This window comes from Aeromonas sobria, from assembly GCF_006243315.1.
GTDB lineage: Bacteria > Pseudomonadota > Gammaproteobacteria > Enterobacterales > Aeromonadaceae > Aeromonas > Aeromonas sobria_A.
In genome coordinates this window covers 92378-117579 of record NZ_NKWE01000021.1, presented here as the reverse complement: position 1 = coordinate 117579, position 25202 = coordinate 92378, and the positions used below count along the sequence as shown (strand labels likewise).

Annotated in this window: 25 protein-coding genes; 8 read left to right on the top strand and 17 right to left on the bottom strand. The window is 59.4% G+C overall.

The genetic code is table 11. The features are described from left to right. Positions 1 to 167 precede the first annotated feature (167 nt). The gene (asnB, locus tag CF137_RS06560) at positions 168 to 1832 is read left to right on the top strand and encodes an asparagine synthase B (RefSeq protein ID WP_139718439.1); all 1665 of its coding nucleotides are present in this window, start codon (positions 168 to 170) and stop codon (positions 1830 to 1832) included. Positions 1833 to 2080: 248 nt separating this feature from the next. Continuing rightward, positions 2081 to 2605 carry an acyloxyacyl hydrolase gene (locus CF137_RS06555; RefSeq protein ID WP_139718438.1) on the top strand — a complete coding sequence of 175 codons (525 nt, stop codon included), beginning with the start codon at positions 2081 to 2083 and terminating at the stop codon, positions 2603 to 2605. A 90-nt stretch (positions 2606 to 2695) separates the two neighbouring features. Here the strand turns inward: CF137_RS06555 and dcuC are convergent, their stop codons facing one another. The 13 genes from dcuC to CF137_RS06490 all read right to left on the bottom strand — a co-directional run bounded on the left by dcuC (position 2696) and on the right by CF137_RS06490 (position 16950). Next, entirely contained in the window at positions 2696 to 4069 is a 1374-nt protein-coding gene (dcuC, locus tag CF137_RS06550) for a C4-dicarboxylate transporter DcuC (protein ID WP_139718437.1), read from the bottom strand. A 9-nt stretch (positions 4070 to 4078) separates the two neighbouring features. Continuing rightward, positions 4079 to 5317 (bottom strand): peptidase T, encoded by a 1239-nt coding sequence (pepT, locus tag CF137_RS06545; protein ID WP_139718436.1) that lies wholly within the window; start codon positions 5315 to 5317, stop codon positions 4079 to 4081. Between the two features lie 438 nt (positions 5318 to 5755). Further along, complete coding sequence (locus tag CF137_RS06540) at positions 5756 to 7252, bottom strand: C69 family dipeptidase (RefSeq protein ID WP_139718435.1); 1497 nt, start codon at positions 7250 to 7252, stop codon at positions 5756 to 5758. A 562-nt stretch (positions 7253 to 7814) separates the two neighbouring features. Further along, positions 7815 to 8450 carry a maleylacetoacetate isomerase gene (maiA, locus tag CF137_RS06535; RefSeq protein ID WP_162515872.1) on the bottom strand — a complete coding sequence of 212 codons (636 nt, stop codon included), beginning with the start codon at positions 8448 to 8450 and terminating at the stop codon, positions 7815 to 7817. A 138-nt stretch (positions 8451 to 8588) separates the two neighbouring features. Continuing rightward, positions 8589 to 9584, bottom strand: a complete 996-nt coding sequence (locus CF137_RS06530; RefSeq protein ID WP_139718433.1) for a fumarylacetoacetate hydrolase family protein — start codon at positions 9582 to 9584, stop codon at positions 8589 to 8591. Positions 9585 to 9594: 10 nt separating this feature from the next. Next, on the bottom strand, positions 9595 to 10746 hold the full coding sequence (locus CF137_RS06525) for a homogentisate 1,2-dioxygenase (protein WP_139718432.1): 1152 nt from the start codon (positions 10744 to 10746) through the stop codon (positions 9595 to 9597). Continuing rightward, positions 10739 to 11890, bottom strand: a complete 1152-nt coding sequence (gene hppD / locus CF137_RS06520; RefSeq protein WP_139718431.1) for a 4-hydroxyphenylpyruvate dioxygenase — start codon at positions 11888 to 11890, stop codon at positions 10739 to 10741. The genes CF137_RS06525 and hppD overlap by 8 nt, the downstream gene beginning before the upstream one ends. 223 nt (positions 11891 to 12113) lie before the next feature. Next, a complete protein-coding gene (locus tag CF137_RS06515; protein WP_139718430.1) occupies positions 12114 to 12782 on the bottom strand; it encodes an HAD family hydrolase in 669 nt (222 codons plus the stop codon). 26 nt (positions 12783 to 12808) lie between these two features. After that, positions 12809 to 13468: a TIGR01621 family pseudouridine synthase gene (locus tag CF137_RS06510; protein WP_139718429.1), complete on the bottom strand. Its 660-nt coding sequence runs from the start codon at positions 13466 to 13468 to the stop codon at positions 12809 to 12811. A 175-nt stretch (positions 13469 to 13643) separates the two neighbouring features. Beyond that, entirely contained in the window at positions 13644 to 14336 is a 693-nt protein-coding gene (locus CF137_RS06505; protein ID WP_042022324.1) for an ABC transporter permease, read from the bottom strand. 93 nt (positions 14337 to 14429) lie between these two features. Beyond that, on the bottom strand, positions 14430 to 15170 hold the full coding sequence (locus tag CF137_RS06500) for an ABC transporter permease (RefSeq protein WP_042022322.1): 741 nt from the start codon (positions 15168 to 15170) through the stop codon (positions 14430 to 14432). A 186-nt stretch (positions 15171 to 15356) separates the two neighbouring features. Further along, a complete protein-coding gene (locus CF137_RS06495; RefSeq protein ID WP_042022320.1) occupies positions 15357 to 16130 on the bottom strand; it encodes an ABC transporter substrate-binding protein in 774 nt (257 codons plus the stop codon). A gap of 49 nt (positions 16131 to 16179) precedes the next feature. After that, positions 16180 to 16950, bottom strand: a complete 771-nt coding sequence (locus tag CF137_RS06490) for an ABC transporter ATP-binding protein (RefSeq protein ID WP_139718428.1) — start codon at positions 16948 to 16950, stop codon at positions 16180 to 16182. A gap of 532 nt (positions 16951 to 17482) precedes the next feature. Here CF137_RS06490 and CF137_RS06485 point away from each other — a divergent pair. Both CF137_RS06485 and CF137_RS06480 read left to right on the top strand, forming a co-directional pair. Continuing rightward, positions 17483 to 18385, top strand: coding sequence for a LysO family transporter (locus CF137_RS06485; protein ID WP_139718427.1), 903 nt, complete (start codon positions 17483 to 17485; stop codon positions 18383 to 18385). 55 nt (positions 18386 to 18440) lie between these two features. Next, positions 18441 to 19049 carry an acyl carrier protein phosphodiesterase gene (locus CF137_RS06480; RefSeq protein ID WP_139692886.1) on the top strand — a complete coding sequence of 203 codons (609 nt, stop codon included), beginning with the start codon at positions 18441 to 18443 and terminating at the stop codon, positions 19047 to 19049. A gap of 56 nt (positions 19050 to 19105) precedes the next feature. Here CF137_RS06480 and CF137_RS06475 read toward each other — a convergent pair whose 3' ends face one another. Together CF137_RS06475 and arsC are read right to left on the bottom strand one after the other, a co-directional pair. Further along, positions 19106 to 19489 carry a DUF2069 domain-containing protein gene (locus CF137_RS06475; RefSeq protein ID WP_139692888.1) on the bottom strand — a complete coding sequence of 128 codons (384 nt, stop codon included), beginning with the start codon at positions 19487 to 19489 and terminating at the stop codon, positions 19106 to 19108. After that, complete coding sequence (arsC, locus tag CF137_RS06470; RefSeq protein ID WP_139718426.1) at positions 19486 to 19836, bottom strand: arsenate reductase (glutaredoxin); 351 nt, start codon at positions 19834 to 19836, stop codon at positions 19486 to 19488. The genes CF137_RS06475 and arsC overlap by 4 nt, the downstream gene beginning before the upstream one ends. A 60-nt stretch (positions 19837 to 19896) precedes the next feature. Here arsC and CF137_RS06465 point away from each other — a divergent pair, with 60 nt between their 5' ends. Beyond that, positions 19897 to 20379, top strand: a complete 483-nt coding sequence (locus CF137_RS06465; RefSeq protein ID WP_139718425.1) for a TlpA family protein disulfide reductase — start codon at positions 19897 to 19899, stop codon at positions 20377 to 20379. A 110-nt stretch (positions 20380 to 20489) separates the two neighbouring features. Here CF137_RS06465 and bepA read toward each other — a convergent pair whose 3' ends face one another. Beyond that, the gene (gene bepA / locus CF137_RS06460; protein WP_366622647.1) at positions 20490 to 21944 is read right to left on the bottom strand and encodes a beta-barrel assembly-enhancing protease; all 1455 of its coding nucleotides are present in this window, start codon (positions 21942 to 21944) and stop codon (positions 20490 to 20492) included. 121 nt (positions 21945 to 22065) lie between these two features. On the opposite strand from bepA, the gene CF137_RS06455 reads away from it, so the two are divergent. The 3 genes from CF137_RS06455 to CF137_RS06445 are packed head-to-tail and all read left to right on the top strand — an operon-like array spanning position 22066 to position 24246. After that, positions 22066 to 22299, top strand: a complete 234-nt coding sequence (locus CF137_RS06455; protein ID WP_101346956.1) for a sulfurtransferase TusA family protein — start codon at positions 22066 to 22068, stop codon at positions 22297 to 22299. A 25-nt stretch (positions 22300 to 22324) separates the two neighbouring features. Next, positions 22325 to 23395 carry an AI-2E family transporter gene (locus CF137_RS06450; protein ID WP_139692894.1) on the top strand — a complete coding sequence of 357 codons (1071 nt, stop codon included), beginning with the start codon at positions 22325 to 22327 and terminating at the stop codon, positions 23393 to 23395. A gap of 44 nt (positions 23396 to 23439) precedes the next feature. Further along, positions 23440 to 24246 carry a MipA/OmpV family protein gene (locus CF137_RS06445; protein WP_139718424.1) on the top strand — a complete coding sequence of 269 codons (807 nt, stop codon included), beginning with the start codon at positions 23440 to 23442 and terminating at the stop codon, positions 24244 to 24246. Between the two features lie 106 nt (positions 24247 to 24352). Here the strand turns inward: CF137_RS06445 and CF137_RS06440 are convergent, their stop codons facing one another. Next, positions 24353 to 25153, bottom strand: a complete 801-nt coding sequence (locus CF137_RS06440) for an alpha/beta fold hydrolase (protein ID WP_139718423.1) — start codon at positions 25151 to 25153, stop codon at positions 24353 to 24355. Between the last annotated feature and the right edge of the window lie 49 nt (positions 25154 to 25202).

Sequence of the window (25202 nt, the reverse complement as noted above, 5' to 3'; positions counted from 1 at the left end):
TGCGGGCCTTATCCTGTTGATCTGCTTGACGCTTACGGCATGATTTTCTGCGGTTTTCCCGCTTGCAAAAGGTTTTTCCGCTAGGCATTGTGTCTGACGAGGAATGTAAATGGAATTTCGAGCCCGGACGTGGGGGGCTCATATAAAAATCAAGAGGATTACCGCCAATGTGTTCTATTTTCGGCATTCTGGACATCAAAACCGACCCGGCTCTATTGCGTAAATCGGCGCTGGAGATGTCCAAGCGATTGCGTCACCGCGGGCCTGACTGGTCCGGCGTCTACAGCTGTGACAAAGCGATTCTGGTGCATGAGCGCCTGGCCATCGTCGATCCGGGCAATGGCGCTCAACCGCTCTACAACCCCGAGCGCACTCACGTCTTGGCCGTCAACGGCGAGATCTACAACCACAAAGAGCTGGAGAAGAACCTCAAGGTCGACTTCCAGTTCCAGACCCAATCCGACTGTGAAGTGCTGCTGGCCCTCTACAAGGAGAAGGGCCCGGCGTTTCTCGACGATCTCAACGGCATCTTCGCCTTTATCCTCTATGACGCCGAGCAGGATGCCTACCTGATTGGTCGTGACCATATGGGGATCATCCCCCTCTATACCGGTCGCGACGAACACGGCAACTTCTATGTCGCCTCCGAGATGAAGGCGCTGGTGCCGGTCTGCAAGAGCGTTGAAACCTTCCCGCCGGGACACTACCTGTGGAGCAAGGATGGCGAGCTTAAACAGTGGTACCAGCGTGACTGGATGGAGTACGGCGCGGTCGAGCACAACGTCAGCGACAAGGCCGAGCTGAAAGCGGCGCTGGAAGCGGCGGTCAGACGCCAGCTGATGTGCGACGTGCCTTATGGCGTGTTGCTCTCCGGCGGGCTGGATTCGTCGGTGATCTCCGCCATCACCAAGATCTACGCCGCCCGTCGGGTGGAAGACGATGGCAACAGCGAAGCCTGGTGGCCGCAGCTGCACTCCTTCGCCGTGGGGCTGGAAGGCTCGCCGGACTTGGCCGCCGCCCGTAAGGTGGCTGATCACCTCGGCACAATCCACCACCAGATCCACTTCACCGTGCAAGAGGGGCTGGATGCCCTGCGGGATGTCATCTATCACCTCGAGACCTATGACGTCACCACCATCCGTGCCTCCACGCCCATGTATCTGATGGCCCGTTATATCAAGGCGATGGGGATCAAGATGGTGCTCTCGGGCGAGGGCTCGGATGAACTGTTCGGTGGCTACCTCTACTTCCACAAGGCCCCCAACGCCCGCGAGTTCCACGAAGAGAACGTCCGCAAGCTCGCCTCTTTGCACCTCTATGACTGCCTGCGCGCCAACAAGTCGATGGCCGCCTGGGGAGTGGAAGGTCGCGTGCCCTTCCTCGACAAGGAGTTCATGGATGTGGCGATGCGCCTGCAGCCTGCCGACAAGATGTGTGGCAACGGCAAGATCGAGAAGCACATCCTGCGCGAAGCGTTCGAGGAGCTGCTGCCTCATGAAGTGGCATGGCGCCAGAAGGAGCAGTTCTCCGATGGCGTGGGTTATTCATGGATCGACAGCCTGAAAGCCATGGTCGAGACCGAAGTGACGGATCAGATGTTCGAGGCGGCCGCCTTCCGCTTCCCCATCAACACCCCGCTCACCAAAGAGGCCTACTTCTACCGCGCCATCTTCGACGAGCACTTCCCGCTGGAAGCCGCCGCCCGCACTGTGCCCTACGGCAAGTCGGTCGCCTGCTCCACCCCCACCGCGCTGGAGTGGGATGCCAAGTTCAAAGAGATGGCAGACCCGTCCGGTCGCGCCGTGATGGACGTGCACCAGCAAGGCTACTAAGCCCGAACGGGTTCACCCGAGCGGATAACGCCAGATAGCAAAAAGCCCTTCACCATGGTGAAGGGCTTTTTAATGTCCTCGCTGCCACGCCCGCCAAACCACATCAGGCCACCGCAGATAGTTGATTTTTCATAAATATTTAATTTCTTTACCGAGTGACCATTCATTGACAGGGAGCGCTTCGATTGACTATGCCTGAAGGGTGACCAACAGGGTCACCACGATGACAACAAGGATCGGGAGAAAGCATGGACGCTAACACTCTTTCAAGGATTGGCCTGCTGGCAGCACTGCTCACCAGCCCGGCAGTGATGGCCAACGACAATATCGTGGTGCTGCAGCTTGGCAACGCCTTCAGCAATGAAAAGCTCGACATTAAAATTGCCGATGCCAAGTTCCACCATATGTTTTGGCGTTGGGGAGAATCAGGCTGCCAATTTGGGCTGGGGGTGCGTGGCGGCATGCTCAAGGTAGAAGAGGAAGAGACCGCCAGACTGGGTGGCGGGGGACGTATCGAATGCCAATGGGGTAACTGGGTGACCTGGCTCCCCGGCGAAATGGTCTGGCTCGATCAGCATCAATTTGGTACTCGCGGCCACGGCTACAAGGATTACGGCGGCCCCTTCCAGTTCACACTGGGTATCGGCCTCGGTTACGCTATCACCAAGAATTGGCTGATCGGCTATCAATACGAACACATGTCCAACGCCTATATGTATGACAAGAACCCGGGGCTCGACAGCCATACCCTCCATATCGAATACCGTTTTTAGCCAAGCGGGCTCAACCCTTATCGAAACCGTTAGACATAAAAAAGCCTTCACTCTCGTGAAGGCTTTTTGTCATCTGCACACTATCCATCGTTACAGATAGAAGATCCCCACGATCAGGGTATGGAAGACGAAGCCCACCATCAGCGGCACCGAGGTTCGCTTGATCACCGCAAACGGCGTCAGCTTGGCGCCGCTGGCGACGGCGATGATCACCCCTGACACCGGCGACATGGCCCGCCCCATATGGGAGGCCTGCTGCATTGGCAGGATCATGGCGGCAGTATTGACCCCCATGCTGGCCGCAATCTGCGGGATCAGCTCGACAAAAGCGAGGAAGGGGGCGTTGCCGGAGCCCATGATGATCGCCGCTGCCAGGGTCACCAGCGCAAACAAGATCGCCATGGCGAACGCGGGCAACCCCACATGCTCGGCGCCAACAATCATGATATCGATTACCCCTAGCACCTTGATTCCGTGGGCGAAGATCCCCGCGGCCACCAGCAGTCCCACCACGTTGCTGAACGCTGACCCCATGCCGTTGAGAAAGTGGCTAAAACCGCCGCACACTTCCTTCATGTCGCGGGTTCTGGCCGCCTCCACCACCATGCTGATAAACATCGAGATCATCACTATGGTGATGACGTTCAACTTGATGTGATCCACAAACAGGGAAGAGAACCCCACCGCCATGATGATCGGCAGCATCGGCAAGATGGCATAAAAACCGGGACCCCCCGCCTCTTGTGCCTTGTCATCGACTATAGCGGCGCCCTGATGCTGATGCCCATCGAGCCGATCGCAGCGACGCTGCCAGACGATGTGCATCAAGCCCACCACCAGCACGGTCGCCAGCGCGGCAGGGCCCTGATAGGTATAGACATACTCGATCACGTTGTGACCCATGCCCACTGCCTCGGTCGCCCGAATGGCATCGATGGCGGTTGGGGTATAGGCAACCCCGAGAGAAGTGGCAATCACCCCGGCCGACGAGGCCGCAGAGAGCCCCAGCCCCACCATGATGGGGAAGAGGGTCGCCATCAACAACACCGCCAGACCGGTGGCCGAGGGGATCGCCAGTTGCAGCGCGCTGGCCAGCAGATAGGAGAAAAAGAGCAACACATAGGGAGAGCGCAGCTTGCGCAGCGGACGGATGGCGATGCGCACCACCGCATCATTGGCCCCGATATGATCCATGTAATGGGCAAAGCCCATCAGCGCCATGATCATCAGGCCCAGATCCGCCGCCCGCGAGCTGAACAGATCCCGCATCACCTCAAAGGGATCAAACAGGGCAACCCCGGTGCTCTCGACCCCTTTGGGCAACACACTGCCCCACCCTGCCAACTGGCTTGCCACCATCAGCACCAGACCGGCGGCAAACAGCACCGGCTCGGCCCGATAGCCCTTCAGGATCAATCTGGCCACCAGCACTATGACCAGTACTGCAATAACTACCTGAAACATGACGACTCCTTAGCGGCTGAAACGGGCGTGGGTGAGCTTGACTATCTCGATCACCACGGCACTGGCCGCTTCCAGAGATTTGACCGGCAGGTACTCGTAGATAGAGTGGAAGTTGTGGGCACCGGTGAAGAGGTTCGGACAGGGCAACCCCTTCTGGGAGAGCACGGCGCCGTCATAACCACCGCGCATCGGGATGGGCTTGGCGGTGATCCCCAGCGTCTCGTAAGCGGCCAGCGCCAGCTCAATGGGATAGCGGTTCTCCCCCTGCAAGCTGTTGAATACATTGCTGTAGCGATCGCTCAAACTGTAACTCACGCTCTGCTCGCCCCAGAGGGCCTGACAGCTCTTGCCGAGGGTATCAAGCAGGGCCATTCGCTGTTGATAACCTTCTTGAGTGAAGTCGCGCACATCCAGCTTGAGCACTGTGTTGGCGCTGTTGCCCTGCATCTGCTTGACCCAGTAGTAACCCTCGCGCCCCTCGGTATATTCCGGCGCTTCGCCCCCCGGCAGCATGGCGATGAACTTGTGGGCCATCAGCAGGGAGTTCTTCAGCTTGCCCTTGGCCGACATGGGGTGAGCCGAGGCACCGTGAAAGACAAACTCCGCATCCCCCGCATTCCAGTTCTCATAGACCAGCTCGCCAATACCGCAGCAGTCGAGGGTGTAGGCAAAGTCAGCGCCAAAGCGCTCGGTATCAAACGCCTTGGCACCCCGCAGCCCCTGCTCCTCATCAGGCACCAGACCAATTTTGATGGTGCCGTGGGGGATCTCAGGGTGCGCCTGCAGGTAGGCCACTGCATTGACGATGGCGGCGATGGCCGCCTTGTCATCGGCCCCCAGCAGGCTGGTGCCATCGGTGACGATGATCTGATCACCGGCGTAATTGGCCAGCTCCGGGAACTCGCTCTGGCGCAGGGTGATCTGCAGCTCTGGATTGAGGCAGATATCCCCCCCTTCATAGCTCACCACCTGGGCATGGGTATCGGCGGTGTGCTCGGCACTGGTATCGAGATGGGCAAAGAACGCCACTGTGGGCAGATCCCCTGCCACATTGGCGGGCAGAGTGGCGGTCAGGATGGCGTTATCTGCCACCGCCACGGTCAGCCCCAGGGCGATCAGCTCCTGCGCCACCTTATCAGCCAGCACTCGCTGGCCCGGGGAGGAGGGCATCACCCCGGCGGCGCCCGCTTCACGGTTGGTGGTGGTATTGATGGCGGTGTATCCCAAAAATCTGTCGACAATATGCATTGCGGTAGCCCTGTGAGTAGTGACTCATGTAATTCAGTGATGAGATCCGACGACCTATCGCACAACATCGCGATAACCATCTGGATTAACGAGAAAAATGAGCTGGATAGAGATAATGCCCAGCGCAACGGATGCGACGGGTAGTGACAAATAACACAGGAAAGATGCATAAAACCCACCAAATAGCCAAAAGTGGGTAGTTGATCACATGACTGATATACCGAAAGGCGAAATAAAAACCTGAATGAAAGCATCCACTTTCGTTTTTGGTAGCGCAATCCACTGCCCAAGCCAGACACATTGGCGGGATCTCATAGAGAAAAAATGCCGGAGCACAGGCTCCGGCATCGATAGAGGAAACGTGAGCAGGGGAGCCGATCAGCCCGGCGGCTGCTCAAACCGACCGCCGCCCCCTGTTGCATCATGAGTGCGTCGCGGTTAATCCTTCTTCGCCTTGTTGGCGAAGAAGATATCGGCCTGAATATCCTGGGTGCGCACCGTGAAGATCTGGTTGGTCAGATCTTCGGTCAGCGTTTCGGCCTCCTGCATCACCCGCAGATTGAAGTCGTTGAGCATGCTGTTGGCAGCGGCCTTGTCGGTTTTGACCGTTTTCAGGTAGTTGGCTTCCATCTCTTTCTGCTCTTTGGCGATCTTCGCCTCCCAGCTCTGGTACGCCTGCTTCACCATGGGTGCCAATTTGGGGTAATCGGTCATCACCAGGGTCTGCAGTTTACGATATTTCCAGTAGATGGAGTCGCTGTCGGCCTTGTCGCTGCCCATGGCATAGTGGGCCGGATAGGCTTCCAGACCGCTGTAGTAGGGAACGAAGGCGGTCAGATCCGCCATGCCGAGGCCCACATAGGTCACCTCCCCCACTTCGCGCGGCATCCAGGGGCGTACCTGCATCACGTGGGCTTCGTAGGTGCGGAACACGCTGATGGGGCGCCACGGCTCCTGACCGTTCAACCCCTTGCTGTATGGATCGTGCTCGGTGCCGTCATAGTGATTGCGCAGCACCGCCTTGACCTCCTCCAGCGTCACCTTCTTCTCGGGGGTCAAGGTGACCGGGAACTGGCGACCGGCATCCACCGCCTGCTTGAGCGAGGGGTTGAACATCTGCTGGATGGTCCAGACTCGCGGATCGTTATAGTTGCGATCCCGCTCGTCATCTCGGGTATAGGCTTTCGAGAAGTTGAATGCCCCCTCCTTTTGCGGATGGTAGAGCCCCTTCTCGGTGGCAAACTCGATCAGATTTTTCGAGCCCATCATGTCGGCACTGGCCGGATCGTACTGCTGCAGGCGGCCCTGATTGCCGGTGGCAAAATAGTGATTTTTCGGCAGGCGCTGCGCCATCCAGTGGTGACCGGTGGCAGTCTCCAGATACCAGAGCTCGTTATCATCCACCACGGCGACGCCAAATCCCTCCCCCGCGCCGATAGTCTCGATGATGTTGCCAAGCAACGCGACCGCCTCGCGGGCGGAGGTGGACCGGGAGAGCAGCACATCGGGAATGTCATCCTCGGTGATCCCCTTGTCCTCGACATAAGGGTCGACGGCGAGCGCTTCGGGTGAGGCGAAAATCGACTCGGTGCCGCTCACCCCTACCCCCTTCTCATTGAACCCGGTGGCGCCGTGCAGCTGGGTCTTCCAGTTCGGCACTGTGGTATAGCGCAGGGAGTTTTTCGGCAAGGGGTAGCTGAAATCATTGGCGCCGTTGTGGGCCTTGGAGCTGTGCACGCCGCTCTGCCCCTGCTTGGCCGGATGGATCACGAAATGTTGGGCTTTCAGGGCATCGCTGTCGGCGCTGCGGGCCACCATCATGGAGCCATCGGCGCTGGCCTCACTGCCAACCAGCAAGGTGGTGCAGGCGAATGCCGACGAGAAAAGGGCAAGGTTGATGGAGAGTGCGACGACGCACTTTTTGAAGGAATGCATGATATCTCCTTGTTACCAATAAACGGTGACGTGCCCGTGTGGGCAGAACGGGACAAAAAAGAGTGGATAACGCATGAAGAGAGGTGCAGGCAGCGCGGTTGAGCTGTCACGCCCCCAAACACCTGATTTGCGACCTGTTCGTATCTCCCCAGGGCGTGGCGATACTAGGCCTAATTAACTGACACAAATGTGATTAACAACTCAAAACACCTATTAAATGGGCGGATGCGATGCAAAATGTCAGTAAATGTGACAAATGCGGCGCTTCTAACCAGATTTTACAGGAAACGTAGCGTACAGCGCGCACCAACCCGCCAGAGCTCAGCGAACAACCGGGAAAACCCGCAGCAAAATAGACCTGCAGCGCAGGGCAACAATGAGATAACGGGAGAAGATGATGCCATCTGCTGGCAAAGATGATGTGAACGAGCGGTAACAACGAAACTCGCCGGGAAGGCAGGCTGATCCACTGGGTCGAGACGGACTTATCAGCCAGCTATGCAGCCTGCTGCAAGCGGGATGGCGTGCTCATCCATCCCGTTACTGTTGATATATCAGCCGGTCACTGCGCGTCTGGCTGACTGGCAGGGCCCGCCTTGATAAAGGCCTGCAACTGCTCGCAGTTGGCGACAATGCGGCAGATGGTGGGGTAATCGTCCAGCGTCATGTCGTAGCGGCGGGCGTTGTAGACCTGCGGCACCAGCATGCAGTCGGCCAGGGTCACTTCGTTGCCGACACAGTAGACACCGGCGGTAGTCATCAACAGCTGTTCAAGGGCGGTGAAGGTCTCGTCAATCCAGTGGCGATACCAGTCCGCTTCCTGTGCTTTGCTGGCCCTGACCTGCTCTTCCAGATAGTTGAGTACCCGCAGATTGTTGAGGGGGTGGATATCGCAGGCGATCATGTTGACGATCTGGCGCACCCGGGCCCGCGCCTCGGGGGCAGAGGGCATCAGGGAGTAGGCGGGATAGGTCTCGTCGAGGTACTCCATGATGGCAACCGACTGACCCAGCTGCACATCGCCATCCACCAGAAATGGCACCAGCCCTTGCGGGTTGACTCGGCGATAGTCCTTCTCGCGCTGCTCACCCTGTCGCAAATTGATTGGATGCTGCTCATAAGTGAGCCCCTTGAGCTGCAACACGATCCGCACCCGAAAACTTGCCGACGAACGCCAATAGCCAAACAACTGCAACATAATCTGTCCCTGCTTTTTATCTGGGCCCGAAGCCCGACAGGTGCTCGCCACCTGCCTCCTTGTGTATCCGGCACCGGTTGCGGGCTTGTCGTTATCCAGAAAAATCGGGATATCGTTGCCGCCAACCGGCGCTGGCCATCAACCTCCCCGACCGTTCGCTGGCACCACTTGTTGAAAGATGGTGCCAAACAGGTTTTGGCCAGAGCGATCCTCCATCGCGATCGACACTCTATCACCAAACTGCAAATAGGAGGTTGTAGCTTGATCACAATCAAGAATTTCCAACATGCGGCGCTCGGCGATGCAGGATGAACCGGCGCTGCGATCGTAGTTGGAGACGGTGCCCGAGCCGATGATGCAGCCAGCGCCAAGGGGACGGGTCTTGGCGGCGTGGGCAATCAGCTCGAAAAAGCTGAAGGTCATATCCACTCCGGCATCCGGTGCGCCGAACAGGGCACCGTTCAGATAGGTGCGCAGGGGCAGCAGCACCTTGCCATCGTGCCAGTCATCCCCCAGTTCGTCCGGGGTGATGGCCAGCGGCGAGAAGGCGCTGGACGGCTTGGACTGGAAGAAACCAAAGCCCTTGGCCAGCTCACCCGGGATCAGGTTGCGCAGGCTCACGTCGTTGACCAGCATCAGCAATTTGACGTGGCTGGCGGCCCCCTGCGGGCTCACCCCCATCGGTACGTCGTCGGTAATGATGGCCACCTCCGACTCGAAATCGATCCCCCACTCTTCCGAGCCCATCACGATGGGGCCACGGGGCGCCAAAAAGCTGTCTGAGCCCCCCTGATACATCAGCGGATCGTGCCAGAAGCTCTCCGGCATCTCGGCGCCGCGCGCCTTGCGCACCAACTCCACATGGTTGACGTAGGCGCTGCCATCGGCCCACTGGTAGGCTCGCGGCAACGGTGAGAGGCAAGAGGCTTCGTCAAAGGGGAACGCCTCACCAACGTGGCCCTCGTTAAGCTGCTGATAGACAGCCTCAAGCTTGGGGGCGATCTCGGCCCACTCATCGAGGGCGGCCTGCAAGGTCGGAGCAATCTCGCTCACCCGCACCGCCCGGGTCAGATCCCGGCTCACTACCACCAAAGCGCCATCGCGCTTGCCACTGTTCAATGTTGCCAATTTCATAAGCGATTCCTTATTTGCTGGCAGCCGCGTCGGGACGCTGCCAGCTGGAGACATACCGGGTGTTCTCGATCCCTTCGCACAGGCTGCCGACATGGAGGGCATCGCGGGTGTCGAGCATCACCGCCACCTCGTCGGTGAACTTCTTGGCATAGGCCTGCCCCGCCGCAAACGCCTTGGGATGGGGGCCGTGGGTGAAACCGGCGGGATGGAAGGTGACCATGCCCCGCTCGATGTTGTCCCGGCTGAAGAAGTCCCCGGCGTGGTAAAAGAGCACCTCGTCGTAATCGTCATTGCTGTGATAGAAGGGCACCTTGAGGGCGCCGGGATCGCTTTCGATGGGGCGCGGCACGAAGGTACAAATCACGAAGCGGCTCGCGACAAAGGTGGAGTGAGCCGACGGCGGCAGATGGTAGCGATGGCTCATCAGCGGGCGGATATCCCGCCAGTTGAGGCGCACCACGCACAAATCCCCGTGCCACCCTTGTGCATCCAGCGGGTTGAAGGGCCAGGTGATGACCGACACCTGATCGTGGCGTTTCACTTGCAGCGACCAGGGGTTCTCATCCTGTTGGGCCAAAAAGCACTCGTTGATGGCGGGCACATCCAGCGCCGCCGGGTCGAAGATGGCGTGATTGCCCACCAGCCCCTTGTCCGGCAGCTGGTAGCTGTCGTTGGTCGCCTCGATCATCAGGATGAACAGGGGCACGCTGGGCTCAATGCGCCACATGGTGCCGCGGGGGATCACCACATAGTCGCCGTCCCGCAGAGTCAGATGGCCGTAGTCGCAGAAGAACTCGCCGCTCCCCTCGTGGATAAAGAGCAGCTCGTCGCCATCGGCGTTGCGCACCAGAAACGGCATCGCCTCGGAGAGCCGCCAGATGCGATAGCGGCAGTGGGGGTTGCTGAGAATATCGGGAGCCACCCAGGGGGAGAGCGAGCTCACCTCCTCTTGCAGGGCATTGAGGTCAAACAGCCGTGGCCGCAGCGGCCCCTCCCAGTTGCTCCAGTCGGTGGGGGCATGCTTGTGGTGCATGTGGGTGGCCGGGCCGAAAAAGCCGCTGCGCCCCAGTTCGCGCTCATAGATGGCCTGTTCCGGCAGGTCGGCATGGGCCTGACGGGAGTGGGTCCCCTCCCGATGGGGGAAGTTAATCCAGTTACGCATCGTTCGCTCCCTCTTTGCGTGCACTCTTGTCATCCTCACCGCCATCCAGCACGCCGCGGCGGATCTGGTCCAGCTCGATCGATTCAAACAGCGCCTTGAAATTGCCCTCGCCAAACCCTTCGTTGCCCTTGCGCTGGATGATCTCGAAGAACACTGGGCCAATCACGGTATCGGTAAAGATCTGCAGCAGGATGCCATCCTTGGTGGGGGAGCCATCGATGAGGATGCGCAGATCTTTGAGGGCCGCCAGATCCTCCTGATGCCCCTCGACCCGGCTGTTCACCTGCTCGTAGTAGGTGTCCGGCGTCGGCATAAAGCCGGTGCCGCGGCTGCGCAGGGTACGGATGGTCTGGTAGATATCGCTGGAGGCCATGGCGATGTGCTGGATCCCCTCCCCCTTGTACTGGCGCAGGTACTCCTCGATCTGGGACTTGTCATCCGCAGACTCGTTGATGGGGATGCGGATCTTGCCGCAGGGGGCGGTCATGGCGCGTGAATGCAGCCCGGTCAGCTTGCCTTCGATATCGAAGTAGCGAATTTCACGGAAGTTGCCGATCCGCTCATAGAAATTGGACCAGACATCCATGTTGCCGCGATGGACGTTGTGGGTCAGGTGATCGATCTCGATAAGACCGGCATCCACCTCCGCCATCCGAGCCTGCCAGTCGGAGTAGAAGACAAAATCCACGTCATAGATGGAGCCCTTATCGCCGTAGCGGTCGACAAAGGAGAGAGTGCTCTCGCCGATACCATAGATGGCGGGAATATTGAGCTCCATCGGGCCAATCTTGCCGACGAACGGCTTTGCCCCCTTGGCGATGGCGAACTGCTGGGCCTTGCCCGCATCGCTCACCCGAAACGCCATGCCGCAAACGCTCGGCCCGTGCAGGCTGGCAAACTGCTCCGCCTGGGAGTGGGGCTCGGCATTGACCACGAAGTTGATATCCCCCTGCCGATAGAGCCAGCACTGCTTGTGTTTGTGCTTGGCGACCTCGGCAAACCCGAGCGAAACAAACAGGCTCTTGAGAGCGGCAATCCCTTTGGCATCGGGGGCTGTGTACTCGACAAACTCGAAGCCGTCCGTCCCTAATGGATTGAGGCCTAGCGAATTGATGGTATGAGTGGCGGAAGAGGTGGCATTCATCGGGCGCTCCTTGCTCTAAGCAGATTAAAACGAATTGCCGGGCGACTTGGCGCGGCAAGTGTTAACAACTTGTTTCATTAGAAGCAGGGAGTAGCAGGAAGAGAAGAGGCGGGCTGCAGATAGTTTTTCGCAGCTGGCAGCAAAAGATGTAAATGGATTGTGACATTCAAGCCGCAACCTTGCGGATCAACCCGTGACGACCCATGCAGCTGTCAGCTTTGGCTTACAGTTGCCAGTTCTTGACCATCAGCTGGGGCAAGCGGGATCGGGCTTTTTGCAGTCGCGTTAGCGTCGGATTGATCAACCATGCTTGCTCCCCCAACCCCAGCAACGGTAGATCGTGCAGGCTGTCGCTCAGGGCCAGCTCGGCATCGAGGGCGCAGATCTCCGGCAGCAGCTTGTGCTGACCGTGGCAATAGAAGCGCGGCATCAGGCCGCCAAAACGGTAGTGCATCTGTGAGCCAATGACCCGGTGGGGCAACTGGCCGGGCAGTTGCTGATAGAGCTGGGCCCGCACCAGCGCGCAGGGGCTAGCGGAGATCACCCAGCAGCGCGCACCCTCACTTTGCAGCAGCTCGCGAGCCTGACGAAACAGTCCCGGCCTGGTGCGGCAATAGGCGCGCACCAGTTTGCGCCAACCCAAAGGGGAGAGCCCAAGGGTGATGGCCCACCAGATAAGGGAGATACCGCGGCGCCGCTGGCTGGGAACCAGATAGACCAAGCCACCCAGCGCAATCACCGGCAGCAACAGCAGCGGCCAGATCCGGCGGCGCAGAATATAGCGCAGCAGACCGGCGTGGCTGTCACCGGGGGCCAGGGTGTCGTCAAAGTCGGCCAGGATCCAGCGCGGCGCGCGCCCGTCAGGCTCACGCGCTATCGATGAATGGATCATGGCGTCAGGCTCAGTGCGCATAAGCATCAGGGCGCAAGGGCAGCGATGGCTGCCGTGAGCTCGGGGGTGACAAATTCGCTCCCCACATCGGGCGGGCAGACAAAGTCGAACGGCTCCCCCGCCAGGGTGAAACTGAGCCGCCAGGCGTGCAGATAACCGCGCTCGGCCGCTGTGCCACCATAGCGCTCGTCCCCAAGAATGGGGGCGCCGATGCTTTTGAGGGCAACCCGGATCTGGTGGGTCTTGCCGGTCTGCGGCTTGATGCGATAGAGCCGCAGCCCCTCACGTACCGACACCGAATCAAACCAGCTGATGGCGGGGTTATCCAGCGTGCGCGCCAGCAGCCAGCTGCCGCCGCGCCCCTTTTGCATATCCCCTTTCACCCAGCCCTGCTTCTTCTTCGGTTTGCGATCAGAGAGCGCCAGATACTGCTTGCTCACCTCGCGGGCCGCAAAGGCCATGCTCAATTCGCGGTTCGCCTCTGTGGTGCGGGCCAGCAGCACCAGCCCGGAGGTCATCTTGTCAAGCCGGTGCACCGGATAGAGGGTCAGCCCGGTATCGGCCTTCACGCGATTAACCAGCCCCGGATTGACCGCCTCACCGTCGCCCTTCTCGTCATGCATGCCGATGCCGGGCTGCTTGTCGATAACCAGGAAAGCGGGATGCTCAAACAATATCCGGTACATAAAACCTCGGGAACTGGGGGATAAGGCACGCAGCCAACGGCTGGCTGCGCTCGGGAGTGCTGCATTCTCCCTGCTCGGCCGTCATTTGGCAAACCGGGCGGACAGACGATGAAGATGAAAATGGCCCCACCTGCAACAGGTGGGGCCATTTTTGGTCATCTTGGCAACTCAACCCTCACACATTGCGCGGGCGCAGGTGAGCGTGCCAGCGCGCTTCCCACTTCTTGAACAACCAGACGATGACAAAGGTGAGCAGCATATAGAGCAGTCCGGCGGTCAAAAACGCCTCGAACGGACTGTAGTAGCGAGAGTTGATGATCCGCGCCGCGCCGGTCAAATCGACGATGGTGATGATGCCCGCCACCGCCGAGCCTTGCAGCATAAAGATCACCTCGTTGCTGTAAGCCGGTAGTGCCCGGCGAAACGAGTTGGGCAAAATGATCCGGGTGAGAGTCTGCCAGCGGCTCATGCCAAAGGCGTTGGCGGCCTCAATCTGGCCGCGCGGCATATTCTGTACCGCCCCGCGCACAATCTCGGCAGTGTAGGCACCGGTGTTGAGGGTAAAGGCCAGCAGGGCGCAGAACCACGCCTCCGCAAACAGCGACCAGGCAGCACTGTTCTTCAGCCACTCCCACTGGGCGGCGCCATAGTAGATGATAAAGAGCTGCACCAGCAGCGGGGTGCCGCGAAAGAAGTAGATATAGGCCCAGATCGGCCCTTTGATCAGCCAGTTGCGACTGTTGCGCAGGATGCCCATGGGCACCGCCAGCATCAGCCCAAGGATCAGCGAGACCGCCACCAGCCAGACGGTGGTATAGAGCCCCTCCCAGTAGGTGGGCCACTCTTGGAGAATGATTGAGAAATCCATGGCTTACCTCGTCTTCATCGTGATGTAGTGACGCTCGGCACTGGCACCGCGACGATCACAGTAAACGGATGCCCGCATTGAGTACGACATGGCTTACCTCGTCTTGATGGCGTAGTGACGTTCGGCCCACTTGAGCGCCGAGGTGGAGACTGCGGTGAAGATCAGGAAGATCAGCGCCACCGCCATGTAGAAGGTGAAGGGTTGCTGGGTCGAACCCGCCGCCAGTGAGGCTTTGCGCACCATGTCATCAAGGCCGATGATGGAGACCAGCGCGGTGGTTTTCAGCAGCACCAGCCAGTTGTTGCCAAACCCCGGCAGGGCGTGGCGCATCATCTGGGGGAAGAGGATCCGCACAAACACCTGGGTTGCCCGCATACCAAAGGCACGGGCAGCCTCCAGCTCGCCCTTGTCCACCGCCAGAATGGCGCCGCGAAAGGTCTCGGTCATGTAGGCGCCGAAGATAAAGCCGATGGTCGCGACACCGGCCACAAAGGGGCTGATGTCGATATAGTCCGGGAGCAGGGAGACCCACTCCTGATTGGGATTACTTTCCAGCAACCAGCTGTTGTAAGTCTCGTTAACCCAACTGCAGATGCCGTTGATCAGCACCTGGCCGCCAAAGAACAGCAGCATCATTAGCACCAGATCGGGGATGCCGCGAATAATGGTGGTGTAGCCGGTGGCGATGGCCCGAGCCCACTTGTAGGGAGATAGTTTGGCCAGCGCCCCCAGCATCCCCAGCAGCAACGCCAGCAGCAGGGAGGCCAGCGCCACTTCCAGCGTGACCCAGGCCCCCTCCAGCAGCGAGGCTTCGTATCCTTTCAAATCAAACATGGGCAGCTCCATTGCAATTAATAGGGCCCATTGCTCCACACAGAGAGCACGGGCCCCAGGACTACTGGCGAGGTGAGCCGATCGGCCTGTTACTTGTCGTTGAGCAAAACGTCACAAGTCCCCTCACCCTGCCCTCTCCCAAAGGAAGAGGGCACTGCCTTTACTCGCCGTAAACGTCCTCTGGTTTTATTCGCCGTACACGTCGAACTCGAAGTACTTGTCGTTGATTTCCTTGTACTTGCCGTTGGCACGCAGCGCCAGAATGGCGGCGTTGAATTTCTCTTTCAGATCCTTGTCAGCCTTGCGCACCGCAATACCGGCACCCTCGCCAAACCACTTGGGATCGGTCAGTTTCGGGCCGACGAATTCGAAGGCCTCACCGCCCTCTTTCTTCAACAGACCGTCGGTGATGGCGGCAGAGTCGGCCAGCACATAGTCAACACGGCCAGATTTCAGATCGAGATAAGCCTCATCGGCGGTGCCGTAACGCTTGATGCTGGCGTTGGGGAAGTTGTCGGTAATAAAGGTATCCATGGAGGTCGCACGCTGCACCGCGACGGACTTGCCTTCCATAAAGGCTTTGTCGAGCTGCACGTCAGTGCCCTTCTTGGCAGCGAAACGGGCCGGAATGTGCTGGTACTTCTGGGAGAAGTCCACCTTCTTCTTGCGCTCGGCGGTGATGTCCATGGTGGCAATGATGGCGTCAAACTTGCGCGACAGCAGCGCCGGAATGATGCCGTCCCAATCCTGTTTGATCAGGGTGCACTTCACCTTCATCTCTTCGCACAGGGCGTTGGCGATGTCGATATCAAAGCCTTTCACCTCGCCACTGGGCTCGGTCCAGGAGAAGGGGGGATAGGCACCCTCAACCCCGATCCGCACCTCTTTCCACTCCTTGGCCATCAGGCTACCGGACGCGAGGGCAGTGACTACGGCAGTGGCCAGCATCAGCTTGTTCATGTATCTCTCCTTGATAAAACAGTTGATTGGATAAGTCGGCATCCCGCCATCAATAGATGGAGGAGATAAATTGCTTGAACCGTTCAGACTTGGGATGGGCAAAAATCTCCTTGGGGTTGCCCTCCTCTTCCACTCGCCCCTGATGCAGAAACATCACCTTGTTCGATACATCACGGGCAAACGACATCTCGTGGGTCACCACCAGCATAGTGCGCCCCTCTTCGGCCAGCTCGCGCATCAGGCCGAGCACCTCCCCTACCAGCTCGGGATCCAGCGCCGAGGTGGGTTCATCAAACAGCATCACCTCGGGCTCCACCGCCAGCGCACGGGCAATAGCCGCCCGCTGCTGCTGACCACCGGAAAGGTGTCCGGGATAGTAGTCACGCCGCTCCCACAGCCCGACCCGGTTGAGCAGATGCTCGGCTCTGGCGATCGCCTCGGCACGGGGCACCTTGAGCACCTGGATCGGCACTTCGATGATGTTTTGCATGATGGTCATGTGTGACCAGAGGTTGAAACTTTGAAACACCATGGCCAGCCGGCTGCGGATCCGCTCCACCTGGCGCATGTCTTGTGGCTGCCGCTCACCGGCCCGGTTGGTTTTCATGGCAATCAGCTCGCCATGGAGCGAGACGGTGCCGGATGAGGGGGTTTCGAGCAGATTGATGCAGCGAAGAAAGGTCGACTTCCCCGAGCCGGAGGAGCCGATAAGGGAGATCACATCCCCCTTGTGGGCGGTCATGTCGATGCCCTTGAGCACTTCGTGGGTGCCAAAATATTTGTGCAGTTCACGTACTTCCAGTGCGGCAACGTCGCTCATCCATTACAACCTTGTCTGTCCCTAGACGCCGCAGGGGCGTGCCTCAACCATCGTCTATTTAACAAAAAGTTAACCGATGGCAACCTTCAGCGAAAATATCACCCGGATAGTGAAAAAACAATACAGAACGAGGGTCTGCAGGGGATTCGCTCTATTTTTATTCGCTCTTTGCGTATTTTTCAGCACTTTGTTTGCATAAACAGCCGTTTCAATAGCCGCTCCGATACCGCATTTTTATACCCCAATCATCTCAGTGGCAAGATAAAAGCGTGATGTGTGCCAAACCGCCACCAAAATGGCTTTATGCACACCCTTGCAGAGCGAAATATCAGCCCCCCAGCCGGATCAACTTGATTTCATTGGTTCACTCGGGCTCGCACAGAACCTTAACAAACAGCCGGGTTGTGGCAAAAAAGTAACAATCCCCTCAAAAAAGGGCTGTTTTCAGCCATGAAAGCGCGAGATATGTGACACAGAGCCAATAAGTAATGATAAGGTGGTATTTTTATCAGTTTTTGTGATCGAGGCCTCGATGTTGCTCAATGTGTTGCTGATCCTGTTGCCACTGGCAATCGGCTATCTGGTTCCCCTCTCCTCTGCCCGACTGATCAAGCTGGTCAACCAGAGTCTGGGCAAGATGGTCTACCTCATCCTGTTTCTGATGGGGCTCGGGCTTGCCTATGTAGAGAACCTTGGCAGCAATCTGGCGGTGATCTTCAAGGTCGCCGGGGTGATGCTGGCGGCGATCACGGTCTGCAACCTGCTGGCTCTCTGGTGGCTCGACCAGCGCACGCCGCCGACCCACGAGGCGAACGATGCCAAGATGCCGAGCAAGCTGCACCTGTTGTGGGAGTCCCTGCAGCTCTGCTTTGTGGTGCTCGGCGGCGTGCTGCTCGGGCTGCTGGTGGATCTGCGCGCCCTGCCCATCGACAAGTGGAGCGAGTGGTCACTGATGCTGCTGCTGTTTCTGATCGGGGTGCAGATGCGCAACTCCGGCATGCGGCTGCGCCAGATCCTGCTCAATCCATGGGGGATGAAGATCGCCTTCACCGTCATCATCAGCAGCTGGATCGGCAGCCTGCTGGCCGCCCAGCTATTGGGCATGCCCCTGAGCCACGGGCTGGCCTTGAGCTCCAGCTTCGGCTGGTACTCTCTGTCGGGCATTCTGGTGGCCGACAAACTGGGGCCTGTGCTGGGCTCGGCCGCCTTTATCAACGATCTGGGCCGTGAGCTTATCGCCATCCTGATCATTCCGGTGTTGATGCGTCGCCACCCCTCGGCGGCCATCGGTTACGGCGGCGCCACCGCCCTCGACTTCACCCTGCCGGTCATCCAGAAATCAGGGGGCATTCAGGTGGTGCCAGTGGCCATCGTCTCCGGCTTTATCCTGAGCCTGCTCGGCCCCATCCTGATCCTCGGGTTTCTGGCGATCTAAGCGCCGCCGATACATAGAACCACCTGAAATAGCACCACCGTGAAATAGAACCACCATGAATTTTCTGGCTCATCTCCATTTAGCGGCCCATACCCGCAGCTCTCTCACCGGCAACCTGCTGGGGGATTTCGTCAAGGGGCCGCTGCCCACCGGTCTTGCAGCCCACTTCGATGAGGGGATCTGGCTGCACCGCAAAATCGACGGCTTCACCGACAGCCACCCCGAGCACAAGGCGGCCGTTGCCAGCTTCGAGGCCCCCTGGCGCCGCTTTGGCGGCATAGTGGTGGATATGATCTACGACCACTGGCTGAGCCAGCACTGGGGACTGTTCAGTACCGAGCCCCTGCCCCGCTTCCTGCAACACAGTTATGGCCAGCTATTGGCGGATCACCAACATCTGCCAGACGGACTGCCGCTGCCCCTCACGCGGATGGCCGAGCAGAACTGGATCGCCTCCTACCGCCACAGGGAGGGGCTGGGACAAGCCCTTAACGGCATCGGCCGCCGACTACGCCGCCCGGTACAACTGGGAGAGGCACTGCTTACCCTCGATGAGCCGCAGTGGCAAACATGCGAAGCGGGGTTTCTGCGCTTCTATCCCGCGCTGATGGCGTTTAGCGAGCAGCAGCTGACCCTTTTTCGCGCAGCACAAGAAGCTGAGTAATCCCTGCAGATTGCGCCTCTTCGCCATAAAAAACGCCCCTTGCGGGGCGTTTGCCATCAGTTGGCTTCATCTTTCTTCTTGCGAATGCTGAGGCCAAGTTCCCGGCCACGCAGTCGGGCGTAGTAGATGGTGCCGACAAAGGCGAGGGTGGTGAACAGCAGCTCCACCACCGCCAACCAGCGCTCCCCCTCATCCGTGGTAATAAGGGTGAGGGCGTGCAGGAAATAGGGCATCAACACGAAGTTGCCCCAGGCGTGGGTGTAAGGTTTGCCCTGCACAATGCCCTTGAGGGGGAACAGCAGCGGCACCGTCCAGATCACCGGCAGCAGCCAGGGATTGAGGTCCGGGTGGGGAGATAGCCACAGGTGCCACAGCAGCACCCAGCCCAGCAGACCGAAGAAGCCGACCAGAGTCAGCCAACGCGCGAAGCGGGTACTCACGGGAGGATCTCCAGCACCTGCTCAGGCGGGCGACCAATGCGAGCCTGACCATCCTTGATGACGATGGGGCGCTCGATCAGCTTGGGATGCAGATGCATGGCGCGAATGAGATCATCACCGCTGACATCGGCCAATCCCAGCTCCTTGTAGAGATCCTCCTTGGTGCGCATCAGCTGGCGCGGATCGCTAAAACCGAGCAGAGAGAGCAGGTTGCGGATCTCATCTTCGCTCGGGGCCTGCTCCAGATAGAGCACCACATCAGGGGCGATCCCGTGCTGTTCCAGCAGGGCCAGGGTTTCGCGACTCTTGGAGCAGCGCGGATTGTGGTAGATTTGGGTCTCGCTCATGGTAACTCCCTGATTAATCGCAAGATGGGACTAGAAACGGCGCTATTGTAGGGGAAAGTGATGGTCAGGGTAAGCGGCAGTGGAAAGGAATTGAAACGAATTTGTTGGCTGATTGTGGCTGGCCTGCTGGGCGCCTGCACACCCGCCGCCGAATTTACCGATGCCAAAGGGCAACCGGTCAGCTTGCACCACTTTGTCGGCAAGCCGCTGCTGGTCAACTACTTCGCCCCCTGGTGCGCTCCCTGCCTGCGGGAGATGCCGCGCCTCAACGCGCTGGCGGCGCAGGGCCAGATCGCCGTGGTGGCCATCAACTACGATCCGACCACTCCGGCGGAGCTGGGCCAGCTGGCAACCCGATATGAGATCAAGGTGCCGCTGCTGATCGCCAATGCGGATGCCAGCCTCCCCTTCCCTCGCCCGGGCGCCCTGCCCACCAGCTATCTGCTCGACAGTGAGGGCAAACTCAAACAGACGCTGGTCGGTGAACTGGACCCGTCGAACATCGAGATGCTCAGAGCGGCCGCCAGCAGCGTGAGTCACTAGCGCGTCGCGCTATCAACCTAATCCAACCTCACCAGCATCAACGTCACCGCCATAAACAACAAGGGCGCATCGTGGTGCGCCCTTGTTTGCTTGGCCAATGCCCGGGGTCGTTAGCCCTTGAGGCTGTCGAGATCCTTCTTGGCCCGCTCCAGCTCGGTGATCCGTGCCTCCAGACGAGCCAGAGTCATCCGGTCGCTGGTGGTGCCGCGCGCCACGATCAGCTCGTCGATGGCCGCCTGATAATCCCCGCGCAGCGCGAGCATCTCGGCCCGCGCCATATGCAGATCAGTCATCCGGCCCGCCTTGCGATAGGCATCGGCCAGCAGGTTCCAGGCCAAATTGTTCTCTTCATTAGCACGGGCATAGGGGTCGAGGATAGCGATGGACTTCTTGTAGTTACCGCTCTCGAGGTAGGCGTTGCCGAGGTTGACCACCACTACTTCGTTGTCTGGCATCCGGCTGCGGAACTTCTCGAGGCGAGCGATGGCCTGAGCGCTGCGCCCCTTGGCCAGATCGATGTCGGTCAAGGCATCGACGATAAAGAGATCTTCCGGATGACGGGCAGCCAGCTCCTGCATCAAGGTGTCAGCTTCGTCGGTACGCTTGAGCTGCAGCAACGCCAACGCCTTGCCATAAATAGCGGCATCCTTGAGCGGGTAATCCCCCTTCTGGATCCGGGTGTCGAAGTAGCTCAGCAGCCCCTGCGGCGTATCGGTGCCGTAGCGCACCTGAATGCGCACCTTGGCCAGCCAGAAATCGAGGCTGGGCGGCAAGTCACGGCGGCCATAGCTGCCGGCACGGGCGCGCGCCTCGCTGATCCGGGTCTCCGGCAGCGGGTGAGTCAGCAGCATTTCCGGCGGCTTGCTGGCGTAACGGTACTCGGCAGCCAGTTTCTGGAAGAAGTTGGCCATCCCCATGGGGTCGAAACCGGCATCATAGAGAGTCTTCATGCCGATGCGATCCGCTTCGTATTCGTTGTCGCGGGTGTAGTTGATGGCCGACTGCATCGACAACCCGAGGGTGGTCTGCAGCGCGGCGATACCGGCGGTGGGGTTGATCACCGCCAGTGCGATAGAGCCCACCAGACCGGCCAGGGTTATCGCCGAGCTGCTCGCCTGCGCTTCCATGTAGCGGGCAATGTGGCGCTGGGTCACGTGGGTAATTTCGTGCGCCAGTACCGACGCCAGCTCGCTCTCGCTGTCGGCGTAGAGGAACAGGCCGGTGTGCACCTTGACCCGCCCGCCGAGGAAGGCGGCCGCGTTGATGGTGGGATCGTTGATCAGGAAAAAGGTAAACGGAAAACGCACCCCATCGGCGTTGGTCAGCAGTCGCTGGCCCAGATCGTCGACGTATTGGCTCAGCACAGGATCATCGATGATCGGCAAGCCCGCCCGGGCAAAGCGCATAAAGGCGTTGCCGTAACGCACTTCCTGCTCGATAGGCAGGGCAGAGACCCCGGCCGTGCCGATATCGGGAAGCTGGTTGTTAGCCTCGGCATGAAAAGTGGCACCCATCAGGGAAGCCAGCAGGGGAAGCGATGCCATCAGGGGGGAAAAGCGTGCCACGTTATCTCTATCTCCATCAGAAAGGGCTTCGGCAGAATACCCTTGCCCATCAAGGGCTACAAGCGTTGTTTCACGCTCTTATCACGGCCATAATAGCGGCCACCTGCCTGATGGAGTCCCCATGGAAGTTCTCGACCTGACCCCCTGGCGCTGCCCCGAGCCGCTGATCCGGCTCAAGCTCTGGTTAAAGGATGCCAAAAGCGGTCAAACCGTCACCATCCGGCTGGCCGATGCGGGCTCCCGGCAGGATATTCCGGTCTATCTGCAGCGTCAGGGCCACCATGTCGAGCTGCAGCAACAATCGGACAATACCCTCTCTTTGCAGTTGGTTGTCGGGGCAAAACAGCCATCTTGAGCCCCAGTGATGTAAGGATGCAGTCATGTTAGAAGTATTGAAGCATTGGTATCAGACCCGTTTCTCCGATCCCGATGCCGTTACCCTTTTCCTGTTGCTGGTGTTCTGCTTTGCCATCATCTGGCTGTTTGGCGGTTTATTGGCCCCCCTGCTGGTGGCGCTGGTGATGGCCTATCTGCTGGAGTGGCCAGTCGCCCGGCTGCAAAAAGCGGGGTTGTCGCGCACCCTGGCCACCAGCGTCATTCTGCTGCTCTTTATTGCGGTGGCGGTAGCCTCCCTGCTTGGTCTTATTCCGACGCTGGTCAGTCAGGGGATCAATCTGGCCAAAGAGGCGCCGGCCATGCTGACCCACGCCCAGGATTATGTGCGTACCCTGCCGGACAAATACCCCGAGCTGATTGATGTCAGTCTGGTGGAGACCGTCATCGACAATATCCGCCAACGCATTCTCAGTGGCGGCGAGCATCTGGTGAGCGCCTCCCTCAGCTCGCTGGTCAATGTGGTGGCCATCATGATCTACCTCATTCTGGTGCCGCTGATGGTCTTCTTTATGCTCAAGGACAAGCGGGTACTGATGGGCAGCCTGCGTCGCTTCCTGCCGCGCAACCGCACCCTGGTCAACCGGGTGTGGGTGGAGATGAACAACCAGATCATCAACTACATCCGTGGCAAGGTGATCGAGATCCTGATCGTCGGGATTGCCACTTATATCCCCTTTGCGCTGATGGGGCTGCGCTACTCGGTGCTGCTGGCAGTGGCCGTCGGCTTCTCGGTGCTGATCCCCTATATCGGCGCCGCCGTGGTGACAGTGCCGGTGGCCATGGTGGCACTGTTCCAGTGGGGGCTCACCCCCGAGTTTGCCTGGCTGATGGTAGCCTATCTGGTGATCCAGGCCCTCGACGGCAACCTGCTGGTACCGGTGCTCTTCTCGGAAGCGGTCAACCTCCATCCGGTGGCCATCATCATCGCGGTACTGGTGTTTGGCGGCTTGTGGGGATTCTGGGGGGTCTTCTTTGCCATTCCCCTCGCCACTTTGGTCAAGGCGGTGATCAACGCCTGGCCAAAGCGGGAAGATAGCGCCCATGCCGTTAAATGATCGACGATACAAACCACTGACTCACTACTGATACGAGATCGCTCATGACCCTTTCACGCCACATCACCCTTGGCGGGCTTATGGCCCTGCTGCTCGCCACCGTGACCCCGGCACAGGCCGAGATCAACCTCGGCTCGGTCGATATGCTGGCCAGTGACAGCCCAACCAGCCCGGTGCCGCAAGGGCTGGTGGTGGGCGCCACCGTGCTCGGCGGCCAGGCCCGCTATGAGGCGCAGGACAACGCCATCTACGCCATCCCCGGCTTTATCTACTTCGGCGACGACTTTATGTTTCTGGGGGATCGGGCCCGCTACTACTTCCACAAGGATGAGAAGGTCGCCCTCTATGGCTATGGCCGGGTCCGTTTTGGCAATCTGGATCCCGAAGACTCTCCCGCCTTCAGCGGCATGGATCAGCGCAAGTGGCAGCTGGAAGGGGGGATTGGCGGCAATATCGTCACCCCTTACGCCCTGCTGACCATCCGCGCCAACAGTGACGTCACCGGCCGCAGCAAGGGACAAGAGCTGCTGCTGTGGGCCGATTTCCCGATCCTGCGCGACAATCTGCTGATCATGCCGGGCATGGGGCTGATGCTGCGCAGCGACAAGATGGCCAACTACTACTTCGGCGGCATCTCCGGGAGCGAAGCGACCGCCCAGCGACCCGCTTGGGATACCGGCACCACCCTCTCCCCGATGGCGGCGCTGATCACCAGCTATCGCTTCAGCCCCAACTGGATTGGCATGTTTGCCATGAACTATGAATTGTATGATCAGGACATCAAAAACAGCCCCATCGTCCAGCACGATGGCGAGCTCTATGCCGGTTTTGCGCTGGGCTATATCTGGTAACGTCCTGTCAGGTAACAAGCTGTGCCGATAGGTTCCGGCCTACTCACTAAACGCAAAAGAGCAAAAAGGGAGCCAATGGCTCCCTTTTTCATCCCCTGCGTCTGGCTTACTGCGCAGCCAGAAACTCAGCCAGCACCTGATTGACGAAGGCGGGATTTTCCAGGGTCGAGATATGACCGGCCGCCGGGATCTCTTTAAACCGGCAAGCCAGCACCTCGGCCATCAGATAACCCTCCAGCACCGGACGGGCCTTGTCCTCGCAGCCGGTCATCACCAGCGCAGGAATAGTCATCTCCTCCAGCCACTCGATGCGATCCTCGCGGGTGACAAAGCTGCGCCCCACCGCCACCATGGCGGCAATCTTCTCAGCAGGCCAGGCGGCCAGCCGCGCCTTGAAATCAGCCAGCAAGGTGGCATCAGGCTGGTTGGCAAAGAAGATCGGGGCCACCTGTTCGATGATGGGGGCCGGCACTGTGCCTTGCTGCTCGATCATCGCCAGCATAGCGAGGTAGCGTTCGCAGGTGATCTGGGGCTCGAGGCCGACAAAGCTGTCCATCAGCACCAGACCCTTGATGCGGTTTGGCGCCATTCTGGCCAGCTCCACGCCCCACATGCCGCCGATGGAGAGGCCCACCAGCACGCACTCCTCAATGCCGAGGGCATCGAGCAGCGCCAGGTGATCGCGCGCCAACGTTGCCAGGGTGCAAGCACCGTCCGGAAGCACATCGGAATCACCGTGGCCCCACAGCTCGGGGACGATGCAGCGATAGCTGCCCTTGAGCGCCTCAACTTGCGGCGCCCACATGGCGCTGTCCCACAGGTAACTGTGGCCAAACAGCAGCACCGGGCCCTGCCCTTCATCCAGATAGGCCATCTGGCGGCCCGCTATCTCCATAAAATGCTTCATGTTATCTCCTGTTGCCAGCTGCTGATGATGAGACGGCAGTGCAAATTGC

Coding starts and splice junctions, on each gene's coding strand:
- maiA (WP_162515872.1), bottom strand. CDS start 8,450: ATGTTGCAGTTGTTTGGCTATTGGCGTTCGTCGGCAAGTTTTCGGGTG.
- CF137_RS06445 (WP_139718424.1), top strand. CDS start 23,440: ATGACCCTTTCACGCCACATCACCCTTGGCGGGCTTATGGCCCTGCTG.
- CF137_RS06490 (WP_139718428.1), bottom strand. CDS start 16,950: ATGAGCGACGTTGCCGCACTGGAAGTACGTGAACTGCACAAATATTTT.
- CF137_RS06495 (WP_042022320.1), bottom strand. CDS start 16,130: ATGAACAAGCTGATGCTGGCCACTGCCGTAGTCACTGCCCTCGCGTCC.
- CF137_RS06530 (WP_139718433.1), bottom strand. CDS start 9,584: ATGAAATTGGCAACATTGAACAGTGGCAAGCGCGATGGCGCTTTGGTG.
- CF137_RS06455 (WP_101346956.1), top strand. CDS start 22,066: ATGGAAGTTCTCGACCTGACCCCCTGGCGCTGCCCCGAGCCGCTGATC.
- CF137_RS06465 (WP_139718425.1), top strand. CDS start 19,897: ATGGTCAGGGTAAGCGGCAGTGGAAAGGAATTGAAACGAATTTGTTGG.
- CF137_RS06505 (WP_042022324.1), bottom strand. CDS start 14,336: ATGGATTTCTCAATCATTCTCCAAGAGTGGCCCACCTACTGGGAGGGG.
- CF137_RS06440 (WP_139718423.1), bottom strand. CDS start 25,153: ATGAAGCATTTTATGGAGATAGCGGGCCGCCAGATGGCCTATCTGGAT.
- CF137_RS06525 (WP_139718432.1), bottom strand. CDS start 10,746: ATGCGTAACTGGATTAACTTCCCCCATCGGGAGGGGACCCACTCCCGT.
- CF137_RS06450 (WP_139692894.1), top strand. CDS start 22,325: ATGTTAGAAGTATTGAAGCATTGGTATCAGACCCGTTTCTCCGATCCC.
- CF137_RS06540 (WP_139718435.1), bottom strand. CDS start 7,252: ATGCATTCCTTCAAAAAGTGCGTCGTCGCACTCTCCATCAACCTTGCC.
- dcuC (WP_139718437.1), bottom strand. CDS start 4,069: ATGTTTCAGGTAGTTATTGCAGTACTGGTCATAGTGCTGGTGGCCAGA.
- CF137_RS06500 (WP_042022322.1), bottom strand. CDS start 15,170: ATGTTTGATTTGAAAGGATACGAAGCCTCGCTGCTGGAGGGGGCCTGG.
- CF137_RS06485 (WP_139718427.1), top strand. CDS start 17,483: ATGTTGCTCAATGTGTTGCTGATCCTGTTGCCACTGGCAATCGGCTAT.
- CF137_RS06555 (WP_139718438.1), top strand. CDS start 2,081: ATGGACGCTAACACTCTTTCAAGGATTGGCCTGCTGGCAGCACTGCTC.
- hppD (WP_139718431.1), bottom strand. CDS start 11,890: ATGAATGCCACCTCTTCCGCCACTCATACCATCAATTCGCTAGGCCTC.
- pepT (WP_139718436.1), bottom strand. CDS start 5,317: ATGCATATTGTCGACAGATTTTTGGGATACACCGCCATCAATACCACC.
- CF137_RS06515 (WP_139718430.1), bottom strand. CDS start 12,782: ATGATCCATTCATCGATAGCGCGTGAGCCTGACGGGCGCGCGCCGCGC.
- arsC (WP_139718426.1), bottom strand. CDS start 19,836: ATGAGCGAGACCCAAATCTACCACAATCCGCGCTGCTCCAAGAGTCGC.
- asnB (WP_139718439.1), top strand. CDS start 168: ATGTGTTCTATTTTCGGCATTCTGGACATCAAAACCGACCCGGCTCTA.
- CF137_RS06480 (WP_139692886.1), top strand. CDS start 18,441: ATGAATTTTCTGGCTCATCTCCATTTAGCGGCCCATACCCGCAGCTCT.
- CF137_RS06510 (WP_139718429.1), bottom strand. CDS start 13,468: ATGTACCGGATATTGTTTGAGCATCCCGCTTTCCTGGTTATCGACAAG.